Annotated in this window: 14 protein-coding genes and 2 pseudogenes; 9 read left to right on the top strand and 7 right to left on the bottom strand. The window is 69.5% G+C overall.

From position 1 onward, the window contains the following. Positions 1–37: 37 nt before the first annotated feature. Positions 38–163, bottom strand: a pseudogene (locus tag ACZ4MF_RS41650) (IS630 family transposase); the annotation flags it as partial. 88 nt (positions 164–251) lie between these two features. On the opposite strand from ACZ4MF_RS41650, the gene ACZ4MF_RS41645 reads away from it, so the two are divergent. After that, positions 252–578 carry a hypothetical protein gene (locus ACZ4MF_RS41645; protein ID WP_467498600.1) on the top strand — a complete coding sequence of 109 codons (327 nt, stop codon included), beginning with the start codon at positions 252–254 and terminating at the stop codon, positions 576–578. Then, positions 578–1,540 carry an IS5 family transposase gene (locus ACZ4MF_RS41640; protein ID WP_467498598.1) on the top strand — a complete coding sequence of 321 codons (963 nt, stop codon included), beginning with the start codon at positions 578–580 and terminating at the stop codon, positions 1,538–1,540. Before ACZ4MF_RS41645 ends, ACZ4MF_RS41640 begins: the two co-directional genes overlap by 1 nt. On the opposite strand, the gene ACZ4MF_RS41635 is transcribed toward ACZ4MF_RS41640, so the two are convergent. Further along, positions 1,515–1,964, bottom strand: coding sequence for a hypothetical protein (locus tag ACZ4MF_RS41635; protein WP_467498596.1), 450 nt, complete (start codon positions 1,962–1,964; stop codon positions 1,515–1,517). The two genes, ACZ4MF_RS41640 and ACZ4MF_RS41635, sit on opposite strands and share 26 nt — an antisense overlap. 93 nt (positions 1,965–2,057) lie before the next feature. Beyond that, positions 2,058–2,795, bottom strand: a complete 738-nt coding sequence (locus ACZ4MF_RS41630; RefSeq protein WP_467498595.1) for a type 1 glutamine amidotransferase — start codon at positions 2,793–2,795, stop codon at positions 2,058–2,060. Between the two features lie 117 nt (positions 2,796–2,912). On the opposite strand from ACZ4MF_RS41630, the gene ACZ4MF_RS41625 reads away from it, so the two are divergent. Together ACZ4MF_RS41625 and ACZ4MF_RS41620 are read left to right on the top strand one after the other, a co-directional pair. Beyond that, positions 2,913–4,403 carry an aldehyde dehydrogenase gene (locus ACZ4MF_RS41625; protein WP_467498593.1) on the top strand — a complete coding sequence of 497 codons (1,491 nt, stop codon included), beginning with the start codon at positions 2,913–2,915 and terminating at the stop codon, positions 4,401–4,403. Continuing rightward, on the top strand, positions 4,400–5,101 hold the full coding sequence (locus ACZ4MF_RS41620; RefSeq protein ID WP_467498592.1) for a gamma-glutamyl-gamma-aminobutyrate hydrolase family protein: 702 nt from the start codon (positions 4,400–4,402) through the stop codon (positions 5,099–5,101). The genes ACZ4MF_RS41625 and ACZ4MF_RS41620 overlap by 4 nt, the downstream gene beginning before the upstream one ends. A gap of 14 nt (positions 5,102–5,115) precedes the next feature. On the opposite strand, the gene ACZ4MF_RS41615 is transcribed toward ACZ4MF_RS41620, so the two are convergent. Both ACZ4MF_RS41615 and ACZ4MF_RS41610 read right to left on the bottom strand, forming a co-directional pair. Further along, positions 5,116–5,688: a MarR family winged helix-turn-helix transcriptional regulator gene (locus tag ACZ4MF_RS41615; RefSeq protein ID WP_467498591.1), complete on the bottom strand. Its 573-nt coding sequence runs from the start codon at positions 5,686–5,688 to the stop codon at positions 5,116–5,118. Beyond that, a complete protein-coding gene (locus tag ACZ4MF_RS41610; RefSeq protein WP_467498589.1) occupies positions 5,612–6,100 on the bottom strand; it encodes a hypothetical protein in 489 nt (162 codons plus the stop codon). Before ACZ4MF_RS41610 ends, ACZ4MF_RS41615 begins: the two co-directional genes overlap by 77 nt. A gap of 262 nt (positions 6,101–6,362) precedes the next feature. Between ACZ4MF_RS41610 and ACZ4MF_RS41605 the strand changes: the two genes are divergently transcribed. Then, positions 6,363–6,923, top strand: a complete 561-nt coding sequence (locus ACZ4MF_RS41605; protein WP_467498587.1) for a helix-turn-helix transcriptional regulator — start codon at positions 6,363–6,365, stop codon at positions 6,921–6,923. A gap of 194 nt (positions 6,924–7,117) precedes the next feature. Here the strand turns inward: ACZ4MF_RS41605 and ACZ4MF_RS41600 are convergent, their stop codons facing one another. Both ACZ4MF_RS41600 and ACZ4MF_RS41595 read right to left on the bottom strand, forming a co-directional pair. Continuing rightward, positions 7,118–7,960, bottom strand: coding sequence for a transposase (locus ACZ4MF_RS41600; RefSeq protein ID WP_467498585.1), 843 nt, complete (start codon positions 7,958–7,960; stop codon positions 7,118–7,120). An 827-nt stretch (positions 7,961–8,787) separates the two neighbouring features. Next, positions 8,788–8,952 carry a hypothetical protein gene (locus tag ACZ4MF_RS41595; protein ID WP_467498646.1) on the bottom strand — a complete coding sequence of 55 codons (165 nt, stop codon included), beginning with the start codon at positions 8,950–8,952 and terminating at the stop codon, positions 8,788–8,790. On the opposite strand from ACZ4MF_RS41595, the pseudogene ACZ4MF_RS41590 reads away from it, so the two are divergent. The 4 genes and pseudogenes from ACZ4MF_RS41590 (at position 8,893) to ACZ4MF_RS41575 (ending at position 12,544) form a co-directional block, all read left to right on the top strand. Beyond that, a pseudogene (locus tag ACZ4MF_RS41590) lies at positions 8,893–9,798 on the top strand (DnaB helicase C-terminal domain-containing protein). The gene ACZ4MF_RS41595 and the pseudogene ACZ4MF_RS41590 sit on opposite strands and share 60 nt — an antisense overlap. Positions 9,799–10,044: 246 nt before the next feature. Beyond that, the gene (locus tag ACZ4MF_RS41585) at positions 10,045–10,962 is read left to right on the top strand and encodes an NADP-dependent oxidoreductase (protein WP_467498640.1); all 918 of its coding nucleotides are present in this window, start codon (positions 10,045–10,047) and stop codon (positions 10,960–10,962) included. A gap of 401 nt (positions 10,963–11,363) precedes the next feature. Then, positions 11,364–11,978: a TetR/AcrR family transcriptional regulator gene (locus tag ACZ4MF_RS41580; RefSeq protein WP_467498583.1), complete on the top strand. Its 615-nt coding sequence runs from the start codon at positions 11,364–11,366 to the stop codon at positions 11,976–11,978. Next, complete coding sequence (locus ACZ4MF_RS41575) at positions 11,978–12,544, top strand: SRPBCC family protein (RefSeq protein ID WP_467498581.1); 567 nt, start codon at positions 11,978–11,980, stop codon at positions 12,542–12,544. The genes ACZ4MF_RS41580 and ACZ4MF_RS41575 overlap by 1 nt, the downstream gene beginning before the upstream one ends. Positions 12,545–12,836 lie beyond the last annotated feature (292 nt).

Here is a 12,836-nt window from a genome sequence, read left to right as displayed (position 1 = left end):
TCAGTGACTCTGGATTCCTGACTTCGGCGTATTAGGGTCAGTTCGGTCTGTCGAGAGCGAGGCCTGCGCCGGTGAGGAATCCGCCGAGGATGCTGTGCCGGTACTGCAGTGCCTTGAGTCGCCTGCGGAGCAGACTCTCCAGCTCGCCGAGCGTGCGGGTGGCGGACTGCTGTCCTGCAATGCTGGCCATCAACCGCCGCCACTCGTCCGGCGTGGCCAGCCGGGTCCAGACAGCGACTGCCGTGCTGTTCATGACGCTTTCTCGCTGGTGGGCCCTGTTCTCCTGGGGCAGCGGGGTTGGCGTCCTGGGGATCATGCTGTCGTACCTGCTGACCTCGCTGTCGGTGGTCGCCTTGTTCCGCCGCGAGCGCCTCGCCACTTGCCCGTGGAACCCGCTGGTCGCCCCGGCAGTGGGCGCGCTCGGCAGCGCCGGGGCGAGCTGGCTTATCTTCGAGAACTTCGCCACGCTCATCGGTGGCGGGCAGAGCACCGCCAGGTGGCTGGACTTTACCCTGGCGGCCCTGGGCGTCGCTGCGGCCCGGACCAGCCGCGGCAGGACCGCGCCCTCCGCGGGCTGATGTATGGGTCGGTCGGCTTAGCAGGGTCGGGGACCGGCGCGGTGGCTTCCGCTCCGCTTCCAGCCCCCGCCACTTCAAACCGTACGTGCGTGTCTCCCGCATACGGCTTTCCGATCAGCGGGTTTGTTGGTCGAACAAGGGTCTGGATCGGGCGATCGCGGTGGGGTCGGTGCATGAAGGCAGGGCCTCGCGGTAGCTCGGGGTTGTCGAAGCCAACGAGCACTGGGAGGCCCTGTTGCCACCGCGTCATGCCGGACGCGGTGCGCTACGTGGTCGACAACGGCGTCAAGTGGGCCAGTCTGCCTGCGGATTTCCCGCCGTACCGGCGCGTGCACGCTTTCGCCCGCCGCTGGCAGGTGACGGGACTGCTCGCCGAGTTCCACGCCCGGTTGCGCGACCGCGTGCGGGACCAGGGGGGCCGTGCGGCGGACCCGACGGCCGCGGTCGTGGACTCGCAGTCACTGCGGGCGGCGGCGAACGTCCCGCGCTCGACCTCCGGCTGGCACGGCGGGAAGAAGGTGGGCGGCCGCAAGAGGCATGTGGTGGTCGACTGCCTCGGCCTGGTCCTGGCCGTCACCGTGACCGCGTCGAGCGTCCAGGACCGCGATGCCGCTGCCGGCCTGCTCGAGCGGCTGCACACGATGTACTTCTCGGTCCGCCTGGTGTGGGCGGACGGCGGCTATGCGGGACGGCTGGTCGACTGGGCGGCCGAGAACCTCCAGCTCAGCCTGGAGATCGTCAGACGCTGCGATGACAGGGCAGGCTTCGTGGTGCTGCCCCACAGGTGGGTGGTGGAGAGGACGCTGAGCTGGCTGATGCGTTCTCGTCGCCTGGTCCGCGACTACGAGACGCTGCCCGTCATGCACGAGGCCACGGTGCTGTGGTCGATGACCACGCTCATGAGCGGCCGCCTTGCCGGCCGGCACCCGACCGGGATCAGCCGGCCTGCGACAGCGCGGTGAACACTCCCGGTCGCACCTGTCTGATCCATCCCCGTTCCGCCAGTCGTCTCGCCTTCGACCGCAGCCCCTCCACCTTCACCGGCACCACCTCGAGCCCCAGCGCCGCAGCCAGTTGTTGACAGCGCATGCCCTCCCGCCCGGCGTCCCACTCCAGCAGGCCCACGATGTGCTGGTAGTCCACTGGCAGCACGGATGCCGCCATGCCCTCGGTCCGGTGCGGCACCGTGGATCCCGCAACCGCCCCCTTCAGCACGGACTCCTGCGCCGCGGCGGGCTCCCCGGCCAGCACCTCCGTCACCGTGACCCGGGCATCCACCAGACACTGAAGAGCACGTTCCGCCTCATCGAGCGCGGCACGCAACCGCGCCACCTCCTCCCGGACCTTCTTCTCCCTGGCCTCCAGCAGACCAATCACCGACGGCACCAGGCACCTCCACGACCAGGACGAGCGCACGGAACACACCCATCTCTCCCGCCGTGAGCCGAAACCCATGCCCACCCAGCCCGAACCGACCCATCACGTTCGGAAAGCGGATGGCGTCTGGGAAAGGCCCAGGCCTGCCGACTGGTCGAGGAACCCGTCGACCAGTCGGAAGGCGTTCGCCCGGGCCGCAGGCTCCATGGCCCGGCTCCGGGCGAGCAACTCGTCGACGTCCACGCCCTCCTGCACGCACTGCTCCGTCCCGCCGGCCTCCAGCCAGCCCCGCACCATCCTTGTGGTGATCTCAGGATGGAACTGCACCCCGAGGCTACGCCCGATCCGGAACGCCTGCACGCATGCGGCGCTGCGGGCCAGCTCCTCGGCGCCGGACGGCAGCATGCAGCGGTCGTAGTGCCACTGGAACCACGGGCCGGGGCCGACGAGTGAGGGCTCGCTCGTCTCGATCTCGACCCAGCCGATCTCGGGCCGCGGCGCGGCCTCGACGTAGCCTCCGAGGGCGGTGGTCAGCGCCTGCGCGCCGAAGCAGACCCCGAGCACGGGTATGCCCAGGTGGTGGGCCTTGCGCAGCAGTGCCAACTCGCCGCCGATCCAGGAGCCCACGGCCGTCTCGTCGTACACCGACCAGGGTGCGCCGAGCGAAGCGATCAGGTCCCAGTCGTCGGCGTGGGGGAAGTCGAACGACACGTCCGGGGCGTGGTGGCGGTGCTCGGGTACGACCGTCACGACCGTGAGGTCGTATCCGCGTTCCGCGAGCCGGGCACCGACCAGCCCCGGCTCCGTTACGTGGTCGTGCTGGACGATGAGTGCGCGCACGACGGCACTCCCTTCCCCGGGGCCCGCGGACCTGCCGGATCGATCCCGTGAACCCTTGTGAAGGCTCCTCACCTCACTTTATCGTTTGGATTCAAATAATCACCTGGGAGGTTCCGCATGCTGGACTTTACCCACGAGGAGTGGCTGCGCCGCGCCAAGTCCCTGGCCCTGCTCGGCGCCCATCACTTCGACGGCGTCGACGAGGGCGGGGGAGGGGCGAGCTTCACTGCCGTCTCGCCCCGTGACGGCCAGGCGCTCACCCAGGTCGCAGACGGTGGCGCCGCCGAGGTGGACGCGGCGGTGGTCGCCGCTCGGCGGGCCTTTGACATTGGCCCGTGGCCACGGATGGCGCCCGCCGAGAGGGGCCGCGTGCTGCTGTGCATCGCCGACCTGCTCCAGGAGCGCCGGGCGGAACTGGCGCTGACAGTGAGCCTGGAGATGGGCAAGCCGATCACGGACGCCTACGACATCGAACTGCGTGCCGTCATCAACACCTTCCGCTGGTACGGGGAACTGGCCGACAAGCTAACCGACGAGTCCCCGCGCACCACGCCGGATGCCCTCGCCCTGGTCACCCGGGAACCGGTCGGGGTGGTCGGCGCCGTCGTACCGTGGAACTTCCCGCTCACGCTGGCCGGTTGGAAGGTAGCCCCGGCGCTGGCGGCCGGCTGCACGGTCGTGCTCAAGCCGTCGGAGAACTCCCCCCTGTCGGCGCTGCTGCTGGGCCGGATCGCCACCGAGGCTGGACTGCCGCCCGGTGTGCTAAACGTCGTCAACGGCGAGGGGCCGGTTGCCGGACGGGCCCTGGGCCTGCACCCCGACGTGGACGTTCTGGCCTTTACCGGCTCAACGGCCGTCGGTCGCCACTTCCTGCACTACGCCGCCGACTCCAACCTCAAACGCGTCTGGCTTGAGCTGGGCGGAAAGTCGCCCAACATCATCCTCCCGGACGCCCCCGACCTGGATCGGGCCGCCGCCACCGCCGCCTGGGGCATCTTCTTCAACCAGGGTGAGATGTGCACCGCCCCCTCCCGGCTGCTGGTGCACTCCTCCATCGCCGGACAGGTCACCGAGGCCGTCGTGCGGCGGGCTCGTGAGCTGCGCGTCGGCGACCCCCTCGACCCGGCCACCGAGATGGGCGCGCTGGTTCGGGAGAGCCACCTGGAGCGCGTACTCGACCACATCCATCGGGGAGTGGACGACGGTGCCCGTCTGCGCACCGGCGGCTCGCGGACCCTGACCGACAGCGGGGGCAGCTTCCTCCAGCCCACCGTGTTCGATCAGGTCGGCTCGGCCGCCAGGCTGGCCCGCGAGGAGATCTTCGGACCAGTGCTGTCCGTGCTCACTTTCGACGACCTCGACGAGGCTGTGACTCTCGCCAACGCCACCGAGTACGGTCTCGCCGCCGCCGTGTGGACCTCGGACCTGTCCACCGCCCACCGGGTTTCTCGCGAGCTGAAGGCCGGTACCGTCTGGGTCAACTGCTACGAGGAGGGCGACCTGACCGTGCCCTTCGGGGGTGTGAAGCAGTCCGGCAACGGCCGTGACAAGTCCGCGCACGCCATTGAGAAGTACACCGACCTCAAGACCACCTGGATACAGCTGTGACCCGCCCTCTGATCGCCGTCCCGGCCCGCTTCAGTGCCACCACCTCAGCCCTGCGTTACGCCGCCGAGGTCAATGCTCGCGCTCTGATCGAGGCAGTGTGGCGGGCCGGGGGAGAGCCCGCGAGCATCCATCCCGCCGAGTCCGACGTGGCCGCCCGGCTTAGGCGGTTCGACGGCGTCCTGCTCCCCGGCGGCGGTGACCTCGCCCCGTACCGCTACGGTGCCCCCGATACACATAACAGCGTCTACGACGTCGACGACCTCCAGGACACCTTCGACCTCGAAGTCGCCAGACATTCTCTGGACTTGGGCCTGCCCCTGTTGGCGATCTGTCGGGGACTCCAGGTCGTCAACGTCGCCCTCGGCGGCACCCTGGAACAGGACATGGGCGGCTCCGACCGCGACCACCGGCACGTCGTCCACCCGGTGGCGATCCGGCGCGGCTCCCTGCTCGAACAGGCCGTCGGCGCCGAGAAGGCAGAGGCCTCTTGCTACCATCACCAGCGGGCGGACCGTCTCGGCGCCGGCATCGAAGTGACTGCCCGGGCGGCCGACGGCACCGTGGAAGGCATCGAACTTGTCGGCGTCCACGGGTGGTTCACCGCCGTCCAATGGCACCCCGAGGACACCGCAGCCGAGGACCCGGCCCAGCAGGGCCTCTTCGACGCCCTTGTGCGAGCGGCAGGCAAGGGCCACTGACCCCCGTGGGGGGGTCAGGTCTTCGGTCGTCGTCCGCTGCGGCGCGGCGCGGGCTCAGCGCCGTCCAGCAGGGCGAGCCGCCGCTCCTCGCCCTGCTCCTCGACCTGGAGCACGACCTTGCGCAGCCCGTCCGCGACGCTGTGGCACTCTTCGTCGCTGAGCCGCTCGGCGACGAAGGCCTCCTCCGCGTTGAACTTCGGGAACAGCCGCTCCATCAACGCCTCGCCCTCTTCGGTGACGCTGAGCAGCACCAGTCGGCCGTCGCTGGGGTGATCGGCCCGCTGGACCAGTCCCCGCCTCTCCAGCGTCCGCGAGACCCCAGTGAGCGTCCCCTTGGAGATCCCCGCCTCCTCCGCGACATGCCGGGTCTCGGATTCGCCCCACACCCAAACTACCCAGAGCACGACGAACGCCGTCCAGGTCAGATCGGCGCTGCGCAGCACCGAGTTCTCCAGATGTTGACGGACCGCCGAGGCGGCGCGGTAGATATTGGCGACCACCGCCATCTGCTCACGGTGGATCGGGATCCCCCCGAGCTTCGCCGCCGCTAGCTTCTCCGCTTCGATGATCGACCGTTGGCCGGGCACAGGCACACTCCTTTGACCGTTCGAAGCCAAATTGTACGAGAGCGAGGACGGCCGGCGGGCGGTCGGCGCCTCCGGCGTCGAAGTCACCAAGCACTCCGGCCAAGTACGCGGCGCGCAGCGGCCGCTCCGCGAGCTGCTGGCCGCCTGCGGCCGCGCCCAAGTCGACCTGATGGACCAGCTGATGACCGGGCACTACTGCCACCTGGTCGCCGACCACGCCACTGCCCACCAGGTCGCCAATGCCGCTGTGGTGCACTGCCGCGACCGCGGCGTCGGCGGTTGGCTGCCCACCACTTTGCACCTGCTCGCTCAGGCGGAGCTCGCGCTCGGTCGGCGCGACGACGCCCTGGCGCATGCCGCCGAGGCGCTCCGGCTCGCCGACTACTACGACCTCGACCACCGGGTCGCCCATCTGCGAGCCCTCCTCGCCGTGCCGGCCGCGGCCCGCGGTGAGGAGGACCGCACACGTCAACTCGTCGACCGGGCCTGGGAGTACACCCGCCCACGGGGCGTCGGCCGGACCACTGCAGACGCGCTCTGGGCGCTGGGCCTGCTCGATCTCGGCTCCGGGCAGGCCCAGCGGGCGCTGGACCGGCTGGAGGCCGCACGGGACTCGGCCAGTCACCCGCTGATGGCCCGCCACCTGCTCCCCGACCTGGTCGAGGCCGCCGTGCGTGCCGACCACCCGGAGCGGGCGAAGGCTTCCCGCGGAAGCTCTCGCGGCCTGCGCGGACGCCCTCGGGCAAGCCGCGGTCAGCGCGCGGTCCCGACGCTGCACGGCCCTGACCGCACCGACTCCCCGAGCCGAGGAACACTACCTCGCCGCCCTCGACCTGCATCCGGCCGACGACAGCTTCGAGCGAGCCCGCACCGAACTGCTCTACGGCGAATGGCTGCGCCGACAGCGCCGCAAACTCGACGCGCGCGACCGGCTGCGCGCCGCGCTCGAGCGCTTCGACCGGGTGGGCGCGCAGCCATGGGCGCGGCGTGCCCGGACCGAGCCACGTGCGGCGGGCGGGCACCACGACCCGGCGCTCGCCGCGGACTCGCCGCTCGCGCGGCTGAGTCCGCAGGAGCGCGAGGTCGTGCGACTCGCCGCGACCGGCGCGACCAACCGGGAGATCGCCACCCAACTGCTACTGAGCCCGCGCACGGTGGGGCACCACCTCTACCGGGCCTTCCCCAAGCTCGGCATCGGCTCCCGCACCCAACTCGCCGACCTGCTCGGCGGGTAGTCGGTGCGGGCACAAGCGGCTCAGTGGAGCAGGTCGACCTGGGATCAAGCCGGTGCCCGTCGCGATATCCGCCTCGGCGAGGCAGCCCGCGATGCCCCGGTGGACGAAGCCGGGGAGTCGTCAACGGCGAGCACAAAGTGGGCGGCGGACATGGAGAGGGCCGCGCGCCGGCGCGGGTCGGGGTGACGAGGAGGCTAACGGGCTCTCCCGCGATTGAGTTCGAGGCAGGCTGGCCTGGAGGTTCGGCTGGTAGGTGATTCAGCAGGCCGTTGTGCGGGCGAGGTCGAGTGCGGTGCTCGGCTTGCGGCGTGGTCGGAGACGAGACCGGCGACCGCGGCGTAGGTCTCGGCGTAGGTCTCGCGTCGTCCGGTGTACCGCTGGAGTGGGCGCCACTGGCGGTGTCCGGCGTTGGCGTGCTCGACGCAGATCCGGCGCGAGGACTGGCGGCGTTTCGTCTCGCGCCAGCCGTAGTACTCGGTGACCGGCATGTCGTCCAGGTCCTTCGGCCGCCGGGGCGTTGCGGAGACCTGGTCGGGGAACTCGTCCGCGAGCCCCCGGTAGCCGTCGTCGACTTCTGCCTTCACGCCGGGGCGGAGGCGGAACTGCTCGGCGATGCCCTCCGTACGTACGGCACTCTGGTCATGCATCCTGCCCGGAGGCACCGCGCCAGACCACAGCGTGCGGCCCTGGCCGTCGCTGATCGTGGTCGTCTTGATGGTGTTCTGCGTGCGCTTGCCCGACACGAACGCGCGTCGGCCGGGCCGGTCTGCTTTTGGGCGCCTCACCTGCGTCTCCATCCCGTCGATCCGCAAGGTCACCTCCTCGGCCTCGGCATAGGCGAACACGTCCCCCAGGGTGCGCAGCCGCAGCCCGGGATGCTGCGGCACCGCGAAGCCGCGCTCGGCGAGCAGCGGGCGCACCTCCGCTATCGTCCGCCCGATCGTCGACTTGCCCACCTGGTAGATGACGCCCGGCGCCTCGTACGTGAGCCCGGTCCGCAGGTGCACCAGCGTGGCCAGCAGCCGGTCGGTGAACACCAGCTCGTACTTCGGCCCGGCCCCGCCTCACGGCGCCGTGAACCCTGACGACGGTCATGACGTTCGGACTCGCAGCGCGCCTGCCAGCGCGGAGCGAGCTCGGCGACCAGCTCACCCAAGAGCCACTCCGGGACACCGCAGAACGCGGAATGCGCCATCACCGCACGAACCTGATGACATCACGCCCCGCACAACTCACACGACCACCCCAACGTCCCCGGTCGTGACGAAGATCATCAATCGTGGGAGAGCCCGTTAGGGATCGCGGCATCACAGCAGGTCAGGACCGAATCGCGGGTTTCCAGCGATCCCCAGAGCTCCGAACCGCTGGAAACCCGCGTTTCGCCTGGTCAGAGCCGGAATGCGGAAATCCCGCGATCCACTTCGTCCCCCCCCGCACCCCCCGGAGGAGGAATCCTCCTCCCCTCAACCCCCTCGCTGGCCTCACGAGGTCGCTCCCCTCACAGAAGCACCAGCAGGGGGAGGAACGGACACCAGAGTTCTCTCCGGCGGAGCTGCGCGACGGGATCGAGTTCCTACAGTGCATGGAGGGTGGCAGGCGGGGGCATCGACGGCCAGGAGCTGCGCGCCGAAGCTGCTGCGTGCGATGCGGGCACAGGGGTGGCCGGCTCTGGCCGAGATGGATGCCTGCACGGGGTGAGCCGTCCGACGGGCACGCCGATGGTCGAGGCCGAACTTCGCAGTACCGGGGACCTGAAGCGCGCCGGCGGCATGGTCCGTCTCGTGGAGATGGCCTCGGCCGCTTGCGGTCCCGGGGACGTCGAGACCTACGCCGACCTGGTCCAGGGCTACGCGGCCGCGCGCCGTTACCAGGCCGCCCTCGCCCGTGCCCAGCAGATGGCCGCCCTGGTCGCCCCGACCGACGTGCCCGACGTCATCCGCGCCCACAGGCCGGACTCGACGCCCTCGCGATCGGTGACAGCGAGGCCGACGCGACCTTCGGCCGGCTCGGCGACGACCTCCACGAGCATCTCAAATCCCTGGAAAGCACGGTCGAGGCGGAGGCCGTCACCGGCCTGGCGGACCTGGACGAAGTCGTCAAGATGCGTCCGGGCAACGTGATCGTGGTGGCCGGCCGCCCGGCCATGGGCAAGTCCGCGCTCACGCTCGGCGTCGCGCTCGCCAACGCCGCTTCGGGGCGGCCGACGCTGGTGCACTCCATGGAGATGGGCAAAGCCGAAGTCCTCAACCGGATCCTGGCCGCCCGAGCGCGGGTGGGACTGCATCACCTCATGGACGGCGGCCCGGCCATCGTGGACGACGACTGGGCGCGCATGCTGCGGGTCGTGCCCGACCTGTCCGCTTTGCCGTTGTGGACGGACTACACCGCCCGCGTCTCACCCAGCCGCGTGCGCCACCGGATCAAGGCGCTCATCCGGGAGACCGGTTGGGCGCCAATGGTGATCACCGACTACCTCCAGCTGATGGAGACCGACCAGCGCAACGCCCGTCAGTTGCCGTACGAGCGGGTCTCCGAGATCAGCCGCGAGTTGAAGATCGTCGCGGGGGAGACCTGAGCGGTGATCATCTGCTGCGCTCAGCTCAACCGCGGTTCCGAGCACCGTGAGGACAAGCGGCCGATGGTCTCGGACCTGCGGGACTCGGGGCAGATCGAGCAAGACGCCAGCGCGGTCGTCCTGCTCCACCGAGAGGATGCCTACGTGCCCGAGAGCGCGAAGGCGGGCGAAGTCGATCTGATCGTCGGAAAGAACCGCGACGGACCCACGTGCACCGTGACCGTTGCGCACCAGCTGCACTTCGGCCGGATCCGGGACATGGCCCGCGACGACTGCCCCCATGTTGGGTCTTACGGCTGATGTCGTAATCACACGAGCCGTGTCGTACCGATGTCGTATACGACATCGCCGTGAGACTAGCGCGTGGGTGGGTGTTGCTGCCCTGGGTGTGTGGTGCTCGTCGAGCTCCGGTTGGACTCGACGCGTTTCAGTGGTCCATCCGTCTGTGGTGACGGATCTTGTGCCGTTCCTCTGTGGGCTAATCAGCCCACTCCATGGCTCGGGCGGCGCACAGAGCCGGCGAGCACGAGATATACGGAGGTACCAGTGAAGGCAATCGTCGCGACGGATCCGGCCGCGGAAGCAGCCGGGCTCACACTCGCCGATCGGCCTGAGCCGACGCCGGCGATCAACGATGTCGTCGTTGAAGTCCATGCGTCGGGCTTCGTCCCCGCGGAGTGGGAGTGGCCCTCGACGTGGGTCGATCGCGCCGGTCACGATCGAGCCCAGGCGATCATCGGCCACGAGTTCGCCGGAGTGGTCACCTCCCTCGGCTACGGCACGACGGGGCTCTCGCTGGGACAGCGGGTGTTCGGGATCACGGACTGGCACCGCGATGGAACCCTGGCCGAGTACGCGGCCGTGGAGGCACGCAACCTGGCGCCGCTGCCGGGGAACGTCGACTTCACGGTGGGTGCGAGCCTGCCGATCTCCGGCCTGACCGCGTGGCAAGGTCTGTTCCAGCACGGTCGTCTTCAGGCGGGGCAGAGCGTCCTCGCACACGGCGCCGCCGGCGCAGTCGGGTCCGTGGTTACGCAGCTCGCCCGGGAGTTCGGCGCCTACGTCATCGGTACCGGGCGGGCGGCGGACCGCCAGGCGGCGCTCGACTTCGGCGCGAACGAGTTCCTCGACCTCGCCACCGAGGATCTCGACGACATCGGCGGGGTCGACGTGGTCTTCGATGTCATCGGCGCTGACATCCAACGGCGCTCGGCGAGAATCATCCGGCCCGGCGGGACGCTGGTGTCGGTGGTCGGGCCTGTTGAGGCCCGCCCTGTCGACGGCTTGGCGGTCGACTTCGTCGTCGAGTCCGTTCCGAGTCAGCTGGTGGAGATCGTCGACCGGGTGCGGGACGGGCGCCTTCGCACGCACATCGGAACCGTCGCGACCCTCGACGACGCCGTCCCTGCGCTCAACCCGACCGAGCGGCGCAAGGGCAAGACCGTCATTCGAGTGCGCCCCTGAGCGCCCTGGCATGGGCCGGTGGTGGGCTGGACGACCGCTGACCCGCCCGTGTCGGACGAGGAAATGCCACGGACTTGAGACTGATCATGGTGACACGGCCGTGAGACAACCAAGAAGGCCCAGGTCGCAAAAGATCGACATGTCGGACGCGGCGAGATCCTGCACACGCGGTTGCAGCATCAGTTCCTGATGACATGCACGCCATGCTCGAAGCGGCCGCAACCAGCTCCGCTCTTCGCACCCACTTGCTTGCGGCCTCAACCGGGGGGCGTGTCCACAAGCTGTTCTGACGTCCCATTGATCCGAGACAGATATTTCGCTACGGCAGTTGCGTAAGACCTGGAGGCGTCGTACGGTCGATTTACGAAACGGTAGTAGCGGAAAAATGGTGGGGTGTGGACGTGGCGCAACGGGGACGGCCTCGGGATGCGGAGACGGATGAGCGGATCCTGCGGGCGGCGCTGGAACAGCTCATGGAGTACGGCTATGTCGGCTTCGTCGTGGACAAGGTCGCCGAGCAGGCCGGAGTGGCCAAGACGACCCTGTACCGGCGTTGGCCCACCAAGGATCACCTGGCTGTCGCGGTGATCGCCCGGATGCAGGACGACGTGGCCGTCCCGGACACCGGGGACGTCTGCGCGGATCTCATCGACTACGTGGAGCAGATCGCTCTCGGACTCAACCGCATGCGGCGCGCCGGACAGGAGGACGAGGCGGACGACCCCTCGGCCGGCGTGGTCGCCGAATTGGTTGCCGCGGCCGCCCGGCATCCCGACATAGGCGCACTGGTACGGGCCGTCTTCGCCCGCCGCAACCAGGTCGTCCTGGGGCTGATCGACCGCGCCCGGCAGCGCGGCACCTTCCACCCCGCCACCGACCCCGGCGTGCTGTTCGACCAACTCGCCGGCGCGCTCTACTACCGGCTCCTCATCACCGGCCAACCGATCGACCGCAGCTACGCCGAACGCCTCGTCACCGCCGCCGTCAACGGCGCCCTTCCCACCCGGGAGAGCTGATGACCGTATTACCGGAAACCCCTGTTCGCGCGCCCCGGAAGCGCCTCCGGCGCCGTCGCCTGCCGATCGTGCTCGCATCCCTCCTCGCCCTGCTGGCGGTCTACACCATCTGGACGAACGCCCGCCCCTACACCCTGAGCTCCTCGATCGAGCTCGAAGCCACCCCTGATGAGGTCTGGCGAGTCCTCACCGACCTGCCTGCCTATGACGAGTGGAACCCGTTCATCGTCTCCGCCGACGGCACGGTCGAGAGGGGCGCCACCTTGCACCTGGTGATGCACGATGAGACCGGAGACACCACCTTCACTCCCACCGTGCTGGTCGCCGATGCCGGCAAGGAATTGCGCTGGATTGGCCGGCTCGGCCCCGGCTGGATCTTCGACGGTGAACACCGTTTCCGGATTGAGTCGTTGGGAAAGCGCCGGGTCAAGCTGACCCAGAGCGAGAACTTCAGTGGCGTAATGATCCCGTTCTACCGCGGCACGCTGAACGCCAACACCCTGCCGCAGTTCCGCGCGATGAACCAGGCGCTCGCCGACCGGATCGCCGCCCTCCGGGCTTCATGACCTACCGCACTCGCTAATACTGCGCATGATCTTGTTCAACGATGCGTCGCGGCTCAGCCCGAGGGTCGTCGCTCGCACCGCGTCAAGGTGCCAACGGCGGACACGTCCGGCAACGGTGCCGCGCCGAGGACCGTCCCAGGTGGTGGGAGCCACTGCCCGGGGCTGCGGCGGGTGCCAGCCAGGAAGCCAGAACCAGAAGATGACCAGCATCAGCCCACCTCGCGGGGTGAGGAACAAGAGCAGGTCTGAGCAACGACCAGCGCGCGGGTGGGGAATTTCAAGACTCTGACCG

It is taken from the genome of Streptomyces sp. NPDC025793, from assembly GCF_055558375.1.
Note: the sequence above shows the minus strand (reverse complement) of the source record. Positions and strands in the feature narration are given on the sequence as shown.

What these genes read in the sequence shown, in the direction of transcription:
- ACZ4MF_RS41645 (WP_467498600.1), top strand. Translation starts at nt 252, where the DNA reads ATGACGCTTTCTCGCTGGTGGGCCCTGTTCTCCTGGGGCAGCGGGGTT.
- ACZ4MF_RS41640 (WP_467498598.1), top strand. Translation starts at nt 578, where the DNA reads ATGTATGGGTCGGTCGGCTTAGCAGGGTCGGGGACCGGCGCGGTGGCT.
- ACZ4MF_RS41625 (WP_467498593.1), top strand. Translation starts at nt 2,913, where the DNA reads ATGCTGGACTTTACCCACGAGGAGTGGCTGCGCCGCGCCAAGTCCCTG.
- ACZ4MF_RS41610 (WP_467498589.1), bottom strand. Translation starts at nt 6,100, where the DNA reads ATGGGCGACCCGGTGGTCGAGGTCGTAGTAGTCGGCGAGCCGGAGCGC.
- ACZ4MF_RS41595 (WP_467498646.1), bottom strand. Translation starts at nt 8,952, where the DNA reads ATGCTCGTGGAGGTCGTCGCCGAGCCGGCCGAAGGTCGCGTCGGCCTC.
- ACZ4MF_RS41575 (WP_467498581.1), top strand. Translation starts at nt 11,978, where the DNA reads ATGACCGTATTACCGGAAACCCCTGTTCGCGCGCCCCGGAAGCGCCTC.